13 protein-coding genes are annotated in these 15,601 nt (G+C 61.5%); 10 read left to right on the top strand and 3 right to left on the bottom strand.

Translation table 11 applies throughout. The annotated features are described in order from the left end of the window. The first annotated feature begins 345 nt into the window (after positions 1-345). The gene (locus tag GY725_05000) at positions 346-1,782 is read left to right on the top strand and encodes a sigma-70 family RNA polymerase sigma factor (protein ID MCP4003532.1); all 1,437 of its coding nucleotides are present in this window, start codon (positions 346-348) and stop codon (positions 1,780-1,782) included. A 165-nt stretch (positions 1,783-1,947) separates the two neighbouring features. Here the strand turns inward: GY725_05000 and GY725_05005 are convergent, their stop codons facing one another. Then, a complete protein-coding gene (locus GY725_05005) occupies positions 1,948-2,172 on the bottom strand; it encodes a hypothetical protein (protein MCP4003533.1) in 225 nt (74 codons plus the stop codon). A 62-nt stretch (positions 2,173-2,234) separates the two neighbouring features. Here GY725_05005 and GY725_05010 point away from each other — a divergent pair, with 62 nt between their 5' ends. From GY725_05010 to GY725_05025, 4 genes are all read left to right on the top strand, one after another. Next, a complete protein-coding gene (locus tag GY725_05010; protein ID MCP4003534.1) occupies positions 2,235-5,009 on the top strand; it encodes a hypothetical protein in 2,775 nt (924 codons plus the stop codon). A 217-nt stretch (positions 5,010-5,226) separates the two neighbouring features. Further along, a complete protein-coding gene (locus tag GY725_05015; protein ID MCP4003535.1) occupies positions 5,227-5,814 on the top strand; it encodes a VPLPA-CTERM sorting domain-containing protein in 588 nt (195 codons plus the stop codon). 208 nt (positions 5,815-6,022) lie between these two features. Continuing rightward, a complete protein-coding gene (locus GY725_05020) occupies positions 6,023-6,607 on the top strand; it encodes a hypothetical protein (GenBank protein ID MCP4003536.1) in 585 nt (194 codons plus the stop codon). A gap of 178 nt (positions 6,608-6,785) precedes the next feature. Then, on the top strand, positions 6,786-7,835 hold the full coding sequence (locus tag GY725_05025; protein ID MCP4003537.1) for a hypothetical protein: 1,050 nt from the start codon (positions 6,786-6,788) through the stop codon (positions 7,833-7,835). A gap of 12 nt (positions 7,836-7,847) precedes the next feature. On the opposite strand, the gene GY725_05030 is transcribed toward GY725_05025, so the two are convergent. Then, a complete protein-coding gene (locus tag GY725_05030) occupies positions 7,848-8,360 on the bottom strand; it encodes a dual specificity protein phosphatase family protein (protein MCP4003538.1) in 513 nt (170 codons plus the stop codon). Beyond that, positions 8,360-9,823, bottom strand: a complete 1,464-nt coding sequence (locus tag GY725_05035; GenBank protein ID MCP4003539.1) for a hypothetical protein — start codon at positions 9,821-9,823, stop codon at positions 8,360-8,362. Before GY725_05035 ends, GY725_05030 begins: the two co-directional genes overlap by 1 nt. A 267-nt stretch (positions 9,824-10,090) precedes the next feature. Between GY725_05035 and GY725_05040 the strand changes: the two genes are divergently transcribed. From GY725_05040 to rodA, 5 genes are read left to right on the top strand one after another with little or no spacing between them, the layout of a single operon-like run. Beyond that, complete coding sequence (locus GY725_05040; GenBank protein MCP4003540.1) at positions 10,091-11,125, top strand: rod shape-determining protein; 1,035 nt, start codon at positions 10,091-10,093, stop codon at positions 11,123-11,125. Positions 11,126-11,151: 26 nt separating this feature from the next. Then, a complete protein-coding gene (mreC, locus tag GY725_05045; protein MCP4003541.1) occupies positions 11,152-12,048 on the top strand; it encodes a rod shape-determining protein MreC in 897 nt (298 codons plus the stop codon). Beyond that, positions 12,045-12,581 (top strand): rod shape-determining protein MreD, encoded by a 537-nt coding sequence (gene mreD, locus GY725_05050; protein MCP4003542.1) that lies wholly within the window; start codon positions 12,045-12,047, stop codon positions 12,579-12,581. Before mreC ends, mreD begins: the two co-directional genes overlap by 4 nt. Further along, entirely contained in the window at positions 12,578-14,464 is a 1,887-nt protein-coding gene (gene mrdA, locus GY725_05055) for a penicillin-binding protein 2 (GenBank protein MCP4003543.1), read from the top strand. Before mreD ends, mrdA begins: the two co-directional genes overlap by 4 nt. Then, positions 14,346-15,557, top strand: a complete 1,212-nt coding sequence (gene rodA, locus GY725_05060; GenBank protein ID MCP4003544.1) for a rod shape-determining protein RodA — start codon at positions 14,346-14,348, stop codon at positions 15,555-15,557. Before mrdA ends, rodA begins: the two co-directional genes overlap by 119 nt. Positions 15,558-15,601 lie beyond the last annotated feature (44 nt).

Raw genomic sequence — 15,601 nt, forward strand, 5'->3', positions numbered from 1 at the left:
CCGTTCACGACACCAGGTATGGGTGTCGTGGAGCGCGCGCGGAGCCTTTTTTTGTACCTGCAAGTTGACACAATGCGTCGAAGGTCAGGCAAGGCCGACCTCGACGGCGCTGCTGAAATCGGCCAAAAGCAAAATCTCGTCGGGGATCGAGGCATCTAAGGGGGGCCGCCTTGATCGACTGCCCCGTGAACGAGAAAACAGATCAACCCGCGGCGCTCACCCGGACCGGGCGCCCGGCCGACCGCATCGATTGTCCGGGAAGCACCGACCAGCGAACGGGTAGTCCTTAATCAGCGCGCAAGGCCGCGCCGATCGGGGGTGCCATCAAATGACAGAGCGAGAAGTATGAGCGCCAAGGACACCACCGTAGATCCGAAACACAGCAACGTGGACCCCGAAGAGGAAGCGGCGCGCAACCGCAATACGTTGCTCTCCTATTTCAACGACATCGCCAGCATTCCGACCTTGACAAAGGAACAGGAAGTGATGCTCGCGAAGGAGATGGAGACGGCCACGTTCGAAATGCGCGCGGGCATTCTCTCGGTGCCGTTTACCTGGCGCGAGGCCGTAGAGATCTGGATCGGATTGCAGAACGAGAATCGCGTGACTGCAAAGATGTCCGAGGCCTACGGTTCGGGTACACCGGACGGTGAGGAACGCGGCGAACGACTCGACAAGTGCCTCAAGCGGGTGGAAGCACAACTCGCCAAATACGACGAATTGAATGCCGAAGCCAAACCGGAGAAGGACAAGACCGACCGCGTCGCAAAGAGCATCCAGAGGAAGCTCAAGGAAGCGGATCTGTCGATGCAGATCTTCGAGCGGGTACGGCGCAAGCTGCGAAGTGCGCGTGACACCATGCAAGGGTTCGATCGCCAGATCGAAAGCCTGAAGTCGCCCAAGCGCATGCCTCGCAGCGAAAAGGGCAAGGTCGAACGCGATCGCGACGTACGAGCATTGCGCAAGCAGTTGCGCGAAGTCGAGAAGTCGGTCGGCATGCGGACTCCGGATTTCCTGAAGCTGATGGACCAGGTGGATATGGCCTACGACCGGCTCATGTACCACAAGAACAAGTTTGTGCAGCACAACCTGAAGCTGGTCATCGCGATTGCCAAGGACTACCGGAACATGGGTATCGCGTTCCAGGACCTGATTCAGGAAGGCAACCTCGGGCTGATTCGCGCGGTCGAGAAGTTCGACTATCGCCGCGGTCACAAGTTCTCGACCTACGCACTCTGGTGGATCCGGCAGGCACTGATCCGCGCCATCCAGAATCAGTCGCGAACGATCCGTATTCCGAGTCATATGCACGACACGCTCTTGAAGTACTACCGGACCTTCAATGCGCTCTCGAAGAGGCTCGGTCGCGAGCCGAAAAACTCGGAGCTCGCCAAGGAGTTGAAGATCACAGTCGAGCAGACGGAGCGTCTCCAGAAGATGACGCGCGAGCCGGTTTCGCTCGAAACGCAGGTGAAGGGGACGGACTCGAAGGTGCTCAAGGACTTCGTAAAGGATCCGACCAGCATCTCGCCGCTGGACGGTCTGGATCGTTTCCGGCTGGAAAAGGCGACGGAGGAATCGATCTCTCAACTCAACGAGCGGGAGCGCAACATCTTGCGCTGGCGTTTCGGCATGAAGGGAGAACAGGACCACACCCTGGAAGAGATCGGGGAAAAGCTGGGCCTGTCCCGCGAGCGCGTGCGCCAGCTCGAGGCGCGGGCGATCGAGAAACTGCGCCACTCCTCGAAACAACGCTTACTAGAGGTCTTTGCGGACCTCTAGGGGGATCAATTCCCTATAGCAAGTCGCGCTGGGGGAGATCCTCAGCAGATAACAGGTTAGGGACGCTACAGTCCACACAGAAACGCCCCATGAGCCTCAAGGCCCACGGGGCGTTTCTTTCTGTAGGGAAAATATCTCATATGGGAGATAATCTCTGCGCTCGGGCTACCCGAAGAAATCGCCGCCCGAGAGCCGGATTCCGACGCCGGTGCGGCGTCCAGCGAAATCCGAAAAGTCAATATTTACGGATTGTTGGCTCTCTTGCTTGCCGTCGGGATCGGTGCGATGTGTCGCCGGTTTCCGGCCAATACCGCCACAAATCTCACGCGCAACCCACGTTAACTTCATGACAGGAAGACGCAAAAAGGGTTGGTTTTCATCTCGATTCATGAGAGCCTACTGATAGCGCTGTGGCGCTGAGGGAGACATAGGTGAGTTTTAAGGGAGGGGAAATGGTCACAATAAGACTATTCACACTTTTGGTCGTGGCGTTGTTCGCCATGCCGGCAGTGGCAGATGTATTTCCGTATGAAGGCATTAGCGCCAGCACGCTCAACGGCCAAGTAGATCAAACACATCGTTCGTGCAACACCGCAGGTAATGGTCCTGCCGGTGCGCCGTACACCTGCTATAGCGATACCGGCGCCCCGTGCACCGGACTCGCCGCGGGTACGGCCTGCGAAGTGCAACGCGTTCCTGCCGGTGCTTGCACCGGTGGTAACCTGGCAACGAATTGCGTCTGGCCCGACGGTGGAGGTGTCTGTGTTGGAGATGCCAACGTCGCCTGTCTGACGGATTCGTATGAAGAGACGGGACTTTTCCCCAATACCGACGGGTACAGCACGATGTGCTCCGCTGCCGGTGGTGGCTCGGATCCCAACTGCGACATGTCCGGTGTGACGGCCGCGTGCCGCTGCCAGGGAACCGATGACTCGCTCGCTACGTTCACCACGACCGTCTGTGGTGCCGCGGCGAAGAGCCTGTGCTCGGACGGCGATCTGATGAGCCCGTGGGCGGGCGGTGGAACGGCGATCTGCCTCCACTCCGTTACGACCAGCAACAGCGCCTCCGCCTGCGGTGGTACTTCTGGTCTGGGCGTAACCAACTCGGGTCCGAGGTTCAGCGCGAACGAGAACAAGAACATCAACTACTCGCCTCAACGCGACCCGGGGACGATCACGGGTTCCGGTGGTACAGGTGAGATCAACCAGGCTCGTACGACGTGGGCCGGTACGACCGGTGCTTTCTCTGGCGGTTTCGACATCACTGTCGTCGAACAGGAAGCCGATTCGTATTGGGTCGATTACGCCTATGACCCGATCGAGAACAACGGTTCGTTCAACCTCCATCTGGTCAACTTCCTGTGCAATCCGAAGTCGGGTTATGTGCCAGGTGGAGTGAGCAACACCGACCCCAACAACCCCCTGTACTGCCACGAAGACGGCAACGGCGGCATGATCTTCCTCTGGGAGAGGGACATCACCGCAAGCGAGCAGGTCGCGAATCCGGACTGCCCGCCGACCTGCTACAAGGACTTCGACCTGACCACCTACGAGATGGAAGCGCTCACCGATCCGCGCATCAACACGGCCCCGGGCTATGCGGATGGCGTCGGCCAGATCGACCACAACTCCGGCCTGCAGCTCGCTATTGAGAGTGGCGAAGCCTCCACCGGCCGTATCGCTGGCGCAGGCGATGTCATCAGCATCAACCCGATCGCGTCGCGCACCTGGCTGGTGGACGGAGACTCTCGCTGCTACCTCGGCGGTGATCCCGATCGTGTCCATCCTGGCCGCATCGGTCGTTGCGACGCAAGCCCGGATCCCTGCGATCCCACGCTCGCGGGTAGCACCGCTGGAGACCCGAACGCTGGCGTGAGCGGCTGTGCCGCGGCTGACACGTGCTACTACTGCTGGGGTCCCTACGATGCAACCACCAACCCATCGGCTCTGCCGGTCGGTTACAACACCCACGGACTGGCCGAGCTGGATCTGAACACCCACGGTCGCATGGGTATGATCGCCAAGGGGTCTCTGGCCGTGGACATCGAGATTCCGCTCTTCATCATCGGAACCTCGGGTGAGGCCAGCGGCGAGTTCCGCGATCACGACTCCACCGGCATCTTCGACAAGGTAGATCTTGGCGAAGTCGATCCGCTGTCCTTCCCGGCCGTGGGTATAGGTAGTGGTGGAACGTTCAACGCGGGTTCAACTCTGCCCATCGGCCGTACGGTCGGTACCAGCTCCACCTACTCGGCTGCTTCAGTCGGAACCGTGGCAGCCGGCAGCACGTTGCTGCGCACCGCCAACTACAGCCCAGGTCCGGACGGCGTTCCCGGTTGCATGGGAGACAACGATTCCGGCGATATATTCAATACTTGTGACCAGATCCTCGGCGGCGGAGCGGCGGGCAACACTGGTTCGGACGACGTGGCGGGCACACTGTCGTACCTCGGTGTCACTGGAGTCCCGGGCGCGAAGTACCCCTGGCGTCAGGCAACACAGACTGCGGTTGATCACTTCAGTAGCACTTACGGCTACACGGATCCCGATCCGCCCACATGGAGCACGGCCGTTGCATTCCCGATTCGCGACATCAACGTTCTCGGTTTCCCGCAGGCGGGTGACGTACTCGTAAAGATTGCAGGAGCCACCTGCCCAATCGTGGATGGTGGACCGGAGTGCGGTCTGTGCCAGGCGGGTACCGATGATGACCGCGACGGCGTTTGCGGAGCTGCTGACCTGTGTCCGACGGTTGCTGACCCAACCAATGCGGATACCGATGGCGACGGCATTGGTGATGCATGCGACAACTGCCCGACTCTCTCCAACCCGGCTCCTCCGGGTGGACAGCCCGCGGGTCACTCGACCTCGGGTGGGCAGGCTGACGACGACTGCGACGGTATCGGCAATGCCTGCGATACCGCCTACGCAGCGCCCGGCGTTTTCCATGTCGCGATCGATGCGAATGACATCAGCGCGTTCAAGGGTGCGATCAACAAGACGATCGCCTTCAACTCGACGTGCCCGACCGATGTCTTCGATACCGGTTCGACCGCTTGCGAGTTGTACGACGTCAACGGCGACCGGAGCCTTTTTGCCGTTTCAGTCGATGCCAATGACATCGCGGCGTTCAAGCTGACGATCAACAAGTCGATCGCCACGATCCAGGCCGGAGCGGGAGGAGGCATCCAGCCAACTTCTGGCGCCTGCGCCCTGGGTGACTGATCTGAGCTAGTGGGGCCCGGGTACCCCGACCCGAAACGGTCGGGGGCCCGCGCCTCGGGCTCTAAGTGCCCGAAAATGGAAACGATTTTTGGACACATTTTCTGCTTTTCAAAACTCTAAGATGCATGATATAAACCCCACAATGATTCACGATGCTCTCGATTGCGTACTCTTGGCCGAAAAAGTCGGCGCAATCGGGTCCAAGAAGGAGGGAATGATGAGACGGTTTGGACTTCTAGTACTCGCGGTGGCGCTGGCCATCGGATTTTCTGCGCCGACACAGGCTGCAACGATCCTCAAGGCGTACACCGTCCCGGGATCGGGTGCGTATCACCTTACTCTGACTGAAAATGCCGGAGCTGGAATTGTCAATTTCGGTTTCTTGGCCAATCCCGGACTCACGTTCGCGATGACCAGCGGAGCCGTTGGTGATGGCTCTCAGTTGAACCCTGAGTTCCTCGGCTTCACGGCCAACCAGGGCATCCCCAATGCCTTTCCCCCGTATGGGGGCCTAAAGCCCGATGTGATCACGGATACGGACCCGGGCGTAAACAACTTCGGTGGCGGAAATCTGTTCATTTTCCCGTCGTCGGGTTTTCAGCCGCTTCTGGTCCCGGCGGGTGGTGTGGAGCACTATCTTGGCGTGCTGACCTCGACCGCGATCGATGGCGTTGGTCTGACCTGGATGGATGCCACCCAGCAGCCGATGGCGGTTACGGTCGTCGTCCTTCCGGAGCCCGCTTCTGCGCTGCTGCTGGGCCTTGGCCTGGCCGGTCTCGCGGTTCTGCGTCGTCGCAGCGCCTAAGCTAGATCGAGTTTGAAGAAATTCGGGCGGTGTCTCTTCGGAGACGCCGCCCGTTTTCGTTAAATGCGCGAGAACTGCTTGCCCGAGGAGTCGAGTTGCCTGTCTAAGTGCTTGAAATCAAAGGAATATTTCCGATTTCTGTTCGTTCTATAGTACAATGCAGCCAGATTGGGATGGACTTGTTGAAACGGCACTCGGGGAATTTTCGATGTTCAAGCACAGCTACACCGCAATAGTCGCGCTAGTCGCGCTCCTTTCGATCTCGACGAGCGCGGATGCCCTCACGCTCCGCGTTTATACGAACGCCGGTAGCGGGGAACTCCACCTGACCCTCGAGGAAGAGAGCGGGGCCGCTGTGAACGAGTTCCCATTTCTGGTCGTCGAAGGTCTTCAGTGGCAGGCCTCCACGAGCGCCAGCGGACCCGGAACGCCCCTGGACGAATTCCTGGGCAACCTGGCCGTTCAGAGCGACGTGGGGCTCAGCCTGGGCGATGTGACGACCGATCTCGACCCGGGCGCCCAGCAGTTGGCGCCAGGAAGCCCGTACCTGCTCCTGGTCTTCGTATCCCCGGGTAATCTTGCCGACATCCTGCCGGCGGGTGCCCCCGAAACCTATCTGGGTTCAGTTCTGATCAATGGGGATGAGACGAATCCCGAACTGGGTTTTCTGGACGGAATCCAGGAGCCGCTGCCGTTCGAACTGATCGTGCTGCCTGAACCGGCTCTGGTCTCGTTGTTGAGCCTTTCGATTCTCGCAGCGCTTGCCTCGCGCAGTTCGCACCGGCGGGCGTAGCCGCGCTTCTGGATCGACTCACCAGAACCCGGTTTCCGCCCCGAGAAGCCCCGGACAGCCTCCTCGCGCCGGCGAAGCACAGCCCTTCCAGGCACTCGAAAACCCCGTAAGTCCACTCCGATTGATGGTATGATCCACGAGCTTCCGGCCATGTCGAGTTGAAGGGAGGACTCACCCGATGCGCTTAATTCTTGTTCCAGTGGTTGCTCTGCTTTTAGCGTTCCCGCTGGCGACCGCTGATGCTTTCGAGGTGTTTCAGGATCCCAACCAGCTCGGGGTGACCGGATCCGCTCCGGTTGAAATTCCCAAGACCGGTACTCCGACCGACGTGTATCTGTATTGGGAGAGCGCGGGCTCTACTCCGTCGGACCCGAACGCGGTCTGCGATACCGGACTGGGAGCCGAAGTCTGCGCATACGATGTGCACATCGGAGGAACGGGAGCGGTCTCAATCGATAGCTTCGTTCCAACCGATCCCAATGTGGTCCATTTCATATCCGGCAATGTGCTCCGCTTCAACGGGGGCGATCCGATCTTGGGTGAGTTGCAGACGATCCTGGGCATACCCCTGGGAACGATGACTGTCAGCGCCACGGGAGAAGGAACGGCCACCGTACAGGGAAACCTCATCGTCACCGCTGCACTGGCCACCGATCCCGTGGCGACGGGGACTATCGTCGCGCAGGCGTCTCCTCCAGATGGAGACGGTGACGGAGAGCCGGATGCCACCGACAACTGCCCGACGGTTTCAAACGCTCTGCAAGAGGACGCAGACCTGGACTCCGTGGGCGATGCCTGTGACAACTGCCCCGTAACCTCGAACCCGGCTCCACCGGGTTCACAACCCGCAGGTCATTCGACCACGGGTGGGCAGGCTGACGACGACTGCGACGGTATCGGAAATGCTTGCGATACGGCCTACGCGGCGGCGGATGGGTTTCACACGTCGATCGACGCGAATGACATCACCAAGTTCAAGGGTGCGATCAACAAGACGATCGCTTTTGCCACGGATTGCCCGTCGGATGACTTCGATCCGGGCAACGCGGGCTCGACCGCGTGCGAACTCTACGACGTCGACGGCAACCGGAGCGGTTTCGCCACTGCGGTCGATGCCAATGACATCACGGCGTTCAAGCTGACGATCAATCAGAGCATCGCCACGATTCAGGCGGGAGCCACCGCGGGCATTCAGCCATCTGCGGGTTACTGCGTCCTGGGCGACTGATTGCAGAAGAGTTCAGTCCTCGGCGCGCAGATGCTCCGTAAGAACCCGTTGAGGGGCCGAGTTGAGCCAGGAGAACTGCAGGTAGCGGTTCATCTCGTTCGTGGCTCGCTCGACGGTCCAGCCGTCGTCGGTTGTGCGCACCAGGCCGACCATGTAACCCGTGCGGTCGACACCGTTTCTGCAGTGCACGAGGAGTGGATGGTTCGCCGGATCGCGCACGATCCGCAAGAAGCGCTCCACGTCGTCCTGTGATGGAGGTCGGCTCGCCGACAGGTTGAACGAGTACAGGCGCAGCCCGTGATGCGCGGCGAAGGCGCTCTCGAATCCCGGAGTGCGACCGCGCAGGTTGATCAGCGTGCGAACACCGCGCTTCGAGACAAGCCAGCGCAAGAAGAGGGGAGAGGGCTGCCCCGAGCGGTAGATCTGCCCCTCGTGTACTTCGCCGAAGTTGTACAGGGTGCGCGCGCAACCCGGACTGCCCGCGAGCACCACGAAGGCGAGGAGCGTCGCCGCTCCGCAGCGCACTAGTTCTGCGGGTACAGGTCGAAGAGGCGGATTGCCCCGGCCTGTTCGAGTTCTCGTCGCCGTTCGTTCAGCCAGAGATTGCTCGTGAGCGCCCGCGAATTTTGTAGGAGCTTCTCGCGCGTTGCCGTCATGGCCGCCTGAATGCTCTCCTCTTCCGGTTCCGAGCGCTCCAGGAGATCGATCGCGAAAAACGAATTGCCCCGTACGAGCGTCCGCGCCGCTACGGGGTTTTCCTCGCTCAGGGCGAAGGCCGTCTCCACGATGCCCTCAACCCCATCCAGTCCGGGAATCTTGCCCTCTGACAGCTGGAAGGGCGGAGTGACCTCGACCGGGATCTTCAGGCTGGCCGCGGCCGAGAGAAAGGATTCGCCCGCCTGAGCCTTCTTGATCAATTCATCGATCGCCGTGCGCGCGGCTCCGGCGGCTCGTTCGGACGTCAATAGCTCGCGCGCGAGCTGTTGGGCAACACTTTCGAAGGATTTCTCGACCGCCTCCTGGTGTTCGTCGACTCGGATCAGGTGGACGCCTCGCTCGGTCTCCACGGGTCCCGAGATCGCGCCGACCTCCAGGCCAAAAGCCACTTCGTCAAACGGCGCCATCATGCGGCCTCGGGGGAATCGTCCCAGGTCTCCTCCCTGTTCCTTGGTCGCAGCATCGTCGGAAAGCTCCTTCGCGACGTCGGCGAAGTCTTCGCCCGCCTCGACGCGGGCCTTGGCCTTGAGGGCGCGGGCGGCTCCATCGTCTCCGGCGAACAGAATGTGCCTGGCCCGCAACTCCTCGGCCTGGCGGAACTCGGATTCCCGACTCTGGTACAGCGCCCGGATGCGCTCCGGCTCGCCATCGACCAGTGCGCTGACCTCTTCATCGCTCAGTTCGATCCGGTCCTCAAAACTCTTCGCTTCAGCCGTGGCGACCCGCAGTTTCAGGGTCGTTCGGCCTTGAATGATCGAGTCGCGTACGGCCGCGTCTGAAACGCGCACCGTCGATTCGACCATTCGCGAGAATTTTCGCGTCAGCAGGTCGCGCCGGTGTTCTTCCATGTACTCGCGGGTGCCGAGCCCCACGCGCGCCAGGTAGCGTTCCAGCAGTTCTCGATTGTAGACACCGCCGCTCTGGAAGTCCGGGTTGCTCTGCAGAGCTACGCGCAATGCGGCGTCGGGTACGTTCAGACCGAGAGCTCGAGCCTCCTGCGCCACGATGTAGCGCTGAATCAGTCCGTTTCGCGTTCGCTCGTCGAGCAGGGCCCTGAGCCGCTCGGCATCGAGACCCCCGGTGAATTCTTTGAGGTTGCGATCGTTGATCTCGCGGAAAAACTCGAATACGTCGCGAGAGATTGCCTCGCCGTTCACTTCCGCCACGCTCGCCGTCGAATTCCCGCCACTGCCAGGCTGGCCGAATACCAGGACAAATGCGAGCACGACCGCCGCTACGACGCCGTATCTGATCCACTTCCACATGTTCATGACGTTCTCGCCGACGGAGGGTGGTGGTACAAAACCCCAGGGGGTTCAGGGTCCGCGAAAGCTAGAGAACGGCAGGCAGCGGGCGCAACTGAATACCTGCGTTTTCCGCAGCTCGCGCTTGCGCTCGCACGGGCCCGCCCGTAAAATCACGAGTCCGGGCCAGTCCCCGGAAACCCGCGAAATCTTGGAACTTTATGCCCACTCCCCCCGACCGGCAGCAATCGCTGCAGGTCGTTTTTGGGCGCAGCACCACGAGGTGAAGGTCGCATGCTGAAAACGCTCAACCGGCTGCTCGGGGTGTTCTCGAACGATCTCGCGATTGACCTCGGGACCGCGAATACGCTGGTCTATGCAAAGGGTCGCGGCATCATCTCGAGCGAACCTAGCGTGGTCGCGGTCGACACGGACAAGCATCGCGTGCGTGCGGTCGGCAAAGAGGCCAAGAGCATGCTAGGCCGCACTCCCGGATCGATCCGGGCCGTACGGCCGTTGCGCGACGGTGTGATTGCCGACTTCGAGATCGCCGAGGCGATGCTGCGCTACTTCATTCAGAAGGCTCACAATCGTTCAACGCTCTTGAGGCCGCGCATCGTGATCTCCGTTCCCTCAGGTATCACCGAGGTCGAAAAGCGCGCGGTGCGCGAGTCGGCTCTCTCGGCCAGTGCGCGAGAGGTGTACCTGCTCGAAGAACCGATGGCCGCCGCGATTGGAGCTGGTCTGCCGATTACCGAACCCTCGGGCAATATGATCATTGACGTCGGGGGTGGAACCACCGAGGTCGCGATCATCTCGCTCTCCGGAATCGTCTACGCGAATAGCGTGCGCGTCGGAGGCGACAAGATGGACGATGCGATCCTCAATTACGTCAAGCGAAAGTACAATCTGTTGATCGGCGAGAGCACCGCGGAGCAGATCAAGATCAAGATCGGCTCCGCATACCCCTCCGACGAGGCGCAGACCCTGGTGGTCAAGGGCCGCGATCTGGTGGCCGGGGTTCCCAAGACGCTCGAAATCAACACGGAAGACGTGCGAGAGGCCCTGACCGAGCCGGTCAACGCGCTGGTCGAGGCGGCCAAGATCGCGCTCGAACGCACTCCGCCGGAACTGGCGGCCGACATCGCCGACAAGGGCATCGTACTCACCGGAGGCGGTGCTTTACTCGAAAATCTCGACGTTCTGCTACGGGAGCAGACCGGACTGCCGATTATGTTGGCAGAAGATCCATTTACCGCCGTGGTCATGGGCTGCGGTCGCTGTCTCGACGACCCTCAGCTCTTGCAGGACGTCACGGACCGCGCATGAACTGAACCGGGGGATTCTGAACCGCCTTGGGCGATCTACTGCGCCGCTTTCGCTACCCCCTCACGTACCTGATGCTCTGTTCGCTCTGTGTGTTCGGAATGAGCTCGCAGCGCGGTCCCGCAGAGTTTGGAATTGCACCCAGGCTCGTGTTGGGGATCACCTTGCCGTTGGAGCGCATGGTGACTCTACCCGTGCGCGAAGTACGCGCGGTCTGGCGGGACTATCTGGCACTCGTGGCCGTTCGCCAGGCCAACGAGCGCTTGTTGGATCGCCTCGCGCGACTCGAGGAAGAGAACCTGCAATACCGGGAGGCGATCCTGTCCAGCGTTCGCTTCCAGAAGCTGGCCGGCTTCCGCGCTCAACGCGACGTACCCATGGTTCCGGCCAATGTCGTTCACCAGGATCATTCGTCCTGGTTCCAGTCGGTGATCATCGACCAGGGATCGGTCGCCGGTATTCGGCCCGGCATGCCCGTGATCACCGACTCCGGCGTTGTCGGTCTGGTATCGGGGACCACCCCGAGTGCTGCGAAAGTCCTCCTGGTGGTCGATCCGCAGAGCCGTGTCGATGCCTATGTCGAGCGCTCGCGCGCCCGCGGCAGCGTGCGCGGCGGTACGGATCGCGCGTGCGAATTCGATTACGTACTGCGCGACGACGATGTTCAGGAAGGAGATCTTCTGCTGACGTCGGGACTCGGAGCCGTGTACCCGAAGGGGCTGGCGGTCGGGTATATCTCGGAAGTCGAGCACAAACGCTTCGGTCTTTTCCAGGTCGCGAGACTCAAGCCCGCTGTCGATTTCAGCAGGCTCGAAGAGGTCTACGTGATTCTCGAGCAGCGCACACTGCCGCCAAGCGAAGCCTTCTCCAGTGATGATCCAGGGCTCTGGCCCAAGGAGTCCAAGCTTCCCGAGGGCAACGGATGATCCTCTTTCTCAAGCTGCTCGGGCTCGCAGTCGCGCTGCTTCTGGGCCAGTCGCTCGTGGCCGAGGTCCTGCCTGTTCGCACGCGACCGGATCTCGTGCTGATTTTCGCGCTGGCGATGGGGCTCAGGGCGGCCGCGACGCAGGGTCTGGTGCTCGCGTTCGGAATGGGTTTTGTGTTCGACGTACTGTCCGGCTCACCACCGGGCCTGTACGCCCTGTTGCGCGGCACGGCGGCCGCCGCCACTCGGCTGCTCGATCGCGCGCTGTATCTGCGCGCGGCACTTCCCTGGGCGATCTACGTGGCGGGTTATGCAGTGTTCGACTGGATCCTGCTGGGTGGCGCGCTCCGCCTGTTCGCTCCCGACGCTTCGCTTACGTGGTCGGAACTCGCGCTTCGAGTCCCGGGCAGCGCACTTCTCACAACGCTGATCGCTGCGCCCCTGCTGGCTGTTTTCATGCGTCTGGACTTCGATCCAGAAGGCGAGTCGGCCTGGCCCACATTGGGTTCTAGCGGCTCGCGAACTCGCCCGTGACTTCGTTCTCGAATTCCGGCCCCGACAGCGCCCTGGAGCGTCGACTGGCCGGGGCCGCTCCGGTGGTCATTGCGGTCTGGTTGCTCCTGCTCTCGCGGCTTTTCTACCTGCAGGTCATCGAAGGCGAAACCTACCGCCATCACGCTGAGAGAAATAGCGTGCGCACGAGTCGCGTGATGGCCCCGCGGGGCATGATTCTGGATCGCAACGGGGAAATTCTGGTCGACTCGCGCCCATCATTCGACGTTCTCGTGGTGGCGAACGAAACCGATGATCTCGAGCGCACACTGGGGCGCATCGCGGGGCTCGCGGACCTGGAACGGGGGACCCTCCTGGCGAACTTCGGCAAGCCGCGTGGACGAGCCAGCTTTCAGCAACGGCGCGCCGCGCACGATCTCCCGCGCAATGCCCTGGCGCGAATCGAGGCTCGTCTGTGGGCGCTCAAAGGTGTGCTCACGCAGGTCAATCCGGTGCGCGCCTATCCCAACGGATCCAGCGCCGCGCATCTTCTGGGCTGGCTCGGCAAGATCGACGCGGAGCAACTCAAGAGCCGTCGCTTTCAGGGCTATCGTCCGCGCGATGTGATCGGCAAAGAAGGCGTAGAGTGGCTGCTCGACGCCGAGCTGCGGGGCCGCGATGGTGGTCGCAACCTGCTCGTCGACGCGCACGGACGCGAGTTGCAGCTTCTAGGGGCAGTCGCACCGCAACCGGGACACAACGTCGTACTCACGATCGACGGCGATTTGCAGCGCATTGCGGAAGCGGCGCTCGAGAAGGCCGGGCGAAATGGCGCGGTCGTCGCATTGGATCCGCGTGATGGAAAGGTCCTGGTGCTGGCAAACAGGCCGTCCTACGACCCGAACTTGTTCGCGATCGGGATCGATACCGAGCAATGGAAGGAGTTCACTGCGAATCCGACCAAGCCACTGCACAATCGCGCGATTGCCGGCCAGTATCCACCCGGTTCTACCTATAAGGTCGTGACCGCATTGGCGGGCATCGAGGAGGGAGTCATCGAGGAGAACACACGGGTTCACTGCGGAGGCTCTTACAAGCTGGGTCGGCGTCGTTATCGCTGTTGGAAGCGCGGCGGTCACGGCTGGGTCGATCTGCATCGAGCCATCGTCGAGTCCTGCGACGTGTTTTTCTACCAGACCGGCCACAAGCTGGGTGTCGACAAAATTGCGTACTACGCGAGGGAACTGGGCTTTGCCAAGCGGACGGGCATCGAGCTGCGAGGCGAGATGTCGGGATTGATTCCCACGTCGGCGTGGAAGGAGCGGCGCTTTGGCGAGCCCTGGATCGAGGGCGAGACCATCTCGATCTCGATCGGGCAGGGCTTTGACCTGGTTACGCCGATCCAACTCGCGAGTGTCTACGCGGCGATCGGCAACGGCGGTACCCGCTACAAGCCCTATCTGGTCGATCGCACCGAGAGCCCTGAAGGCGATCTGATCGAGAAGAGGGCCCCAGAGGTTCTGGGTGAGGTGCCGATCAGTCGCGAAGCACTGGCCAAAGTGCGCGAGGGGCTGCGCGGGGTCGTGAAAGAGAGGCGCGGCACCGGCTACGCCATGAGACGCCTGCCGGAGAAGACCTCGGCGGCGGGTAAGACGGGCACCGCACAGGTCGTTGCGCTCGCCAAGGATCCGGTCAAGGACGAGAGCCTGATCCCCGAAGCCCAACGAGACCACGCCTGGTTCGCCACCTATGTGCCCGCGGACGAACCGCGGATCGCCATTGCCGTACTCGTCGAGCACGGCGGTCATGGCAGTTCGACGGCGGCGCCAATTGCCGCCCAGATCGCCAAGGCGTTTCTCGAAAAGGAAATCGCAGCGCGTCCAGCGCCACCTGAACAGGAGGTCGCAGCGCTTGGCAGCCATTGATCGACGTCTGATTCAGAACTTCGAGTGGCCGATCTTCGTCATGGGACTGTCGCTGGCCATCATCGGAGTCGTAAACCTGATCTCTGCCTCGCCGGAGCAGACGGGTGGGATTCCAGATACGGCCTGGCGTCAGCTCATCTGGACCGGAGTCGGTCTGGGCGCCCTTGTGGTGACGCTCCTGCTGGACTACCGCAACCTGCAACGACTGGCGTTCCCGCTGTATTTCCTGTGTATCGGTCTGCTCGCTGCGGTTCTGCTGACTGGCCCGATCATCGGCGGTTCACAGCGCTGGCTCGTGTTTGGTTCGATCCGCCTGCAACCCTCGGAGCCGACGAAGCTGGCCGTGATGATCCTGTTCGCCCGCCTGCTCGCACGCCGCACCTCGAATGCGGAAATCGGCTTGACCGATCTCGTGGCGCCAGCACTGCTGATGGCTGTTCCGGCGGCGCTCGTGCTACGCCAACCGGATCTCGGCACCACCCTTCTGATCTTGATCGTGCCGGGCACCTATCTGCTCGTGGCGCGCGTACGCATCAGATCACTGGTCAGCCTGGCTGCGGCGGGTGCAGCGGCGGCGTTGACGGGTTGGTTCTTCTATTTGCACGATTACCAGAAGGAACGCGTCCTCACCTTCCTCAACCCCGAACGCGATCCCCTGGGCGCCGCCTATCACGCGATTCAGAGCCGGATTGCAGTCGGTTCAGGTGGGCTTTTTGGCAAGGGGTATCTGCGCGGGCCGCAGAGTCAGCTCGATTTCCTCCCCGAGCAGCAGACCGACTTCGTTTTCTCGGTGCTGGCTGAGGAGTGGGGTTTCGTTGGCGCGGGGGCGGTGTTGCTGCTGTATCTGGGTATGATGATCCGCGGCCTGATGATCGCCCACGCGTCGAGGGATCTGTTCGGAACCTATCTCGCCGTGGGCGTTGTGGCGCTGTTCTTCTGGGCGGGCGCGATCAATGTGGGCATGGTGGTCGGTGTTCTGCCCGTCGTGGGCGTGCCTCTGCCCATGTTGTCTTACGGCGGATCTTCACTGCTCACGTGCATGATCGGTCTGGGTCTGTTGATGAACATCTCCATGCGGAGGTACATCTTCTGAACCGATCCTCCCCCCACAGTGACTTTCTTGCTGGGCTAGAATCC

Source organism: bacterium, assembly GCA_024226335.1.
In the GTDB taxonomy this organism is placed as follows: Bacteria; Myxococcota_A; UBA9160; order SZUA-336; family SZUA-336; genus JAAELY01.

Bases quoted from the DNA above. Each gene is read 5' to 3' on its own strand.
- GY725_05000 (MCP4003532.1), top strand. From the start codon at position 346: ATGAGCGCCAAGGACACCACCGTAGATCCGAAACACAGCAACGTGGAC.
- GY725_05005 (MCP4003533.1), bottom strand. From the start codon at position 2,172: ATGAATCGAGATGAAAACCAACCCTTTTTGCGTCTTCCTGTCATGAAG.
- GY725_05010 (MCP4003534.1), top strand. From the start codon at position 2,235: ATGGTCACAATAAGACTATTCACACTTTTGGTCGTGGCGTTGTTCGCC.
- GY725_05015 (MCP4003535.1), top strand. From the start codon at position 5,227: ATGAGACGGTTTGGACTTCTAGTACTCGCGGTGGCGCTGGCCATCGGA.
- GY725_05020 (MCP4003536.1), top strand. From the start codon at position 6,023: ATGTTCAAGCACAGCTACACCGCAATAGTCGCGCTAGTCGCGCTCCTT.
- GY725_05025 (MCP4003537.1), top strand. From the start codon at position 6,786: ATGCGCTTAATTCTTGTTCCAGTGGTTGCTCTGCTTTTAGCGTTCCCG.
- GY725_05035 (MCP4003539.1), bottom strand. From the start codon at position 9,823: ATGAACATGTGGAAGTGGATCAGATACGGCGTCGTAGCGGCGGTCGTG.
- GY725_05040 (MCP4003540.1), top strand. From the start codon at position 10,091: ATGCTGAAAACGCTCAACCGGCTGCTCGGGGTGTTCTCGAACGATCTC.
- mreD (MCP4003542.1), top strand. From the start codon at position 12,045: ATGATCCTCTTTCTCAAGCTGCTCGGGCTCGCAGTCGCGCTGCTTCTG.
- rodA (MCP4003544.1), top strand. From the start codon at position 14,346: ATGGCAGTTCGACGGCGGCGCCAATTGCCGCCCAGATCGCCAAGGCGT.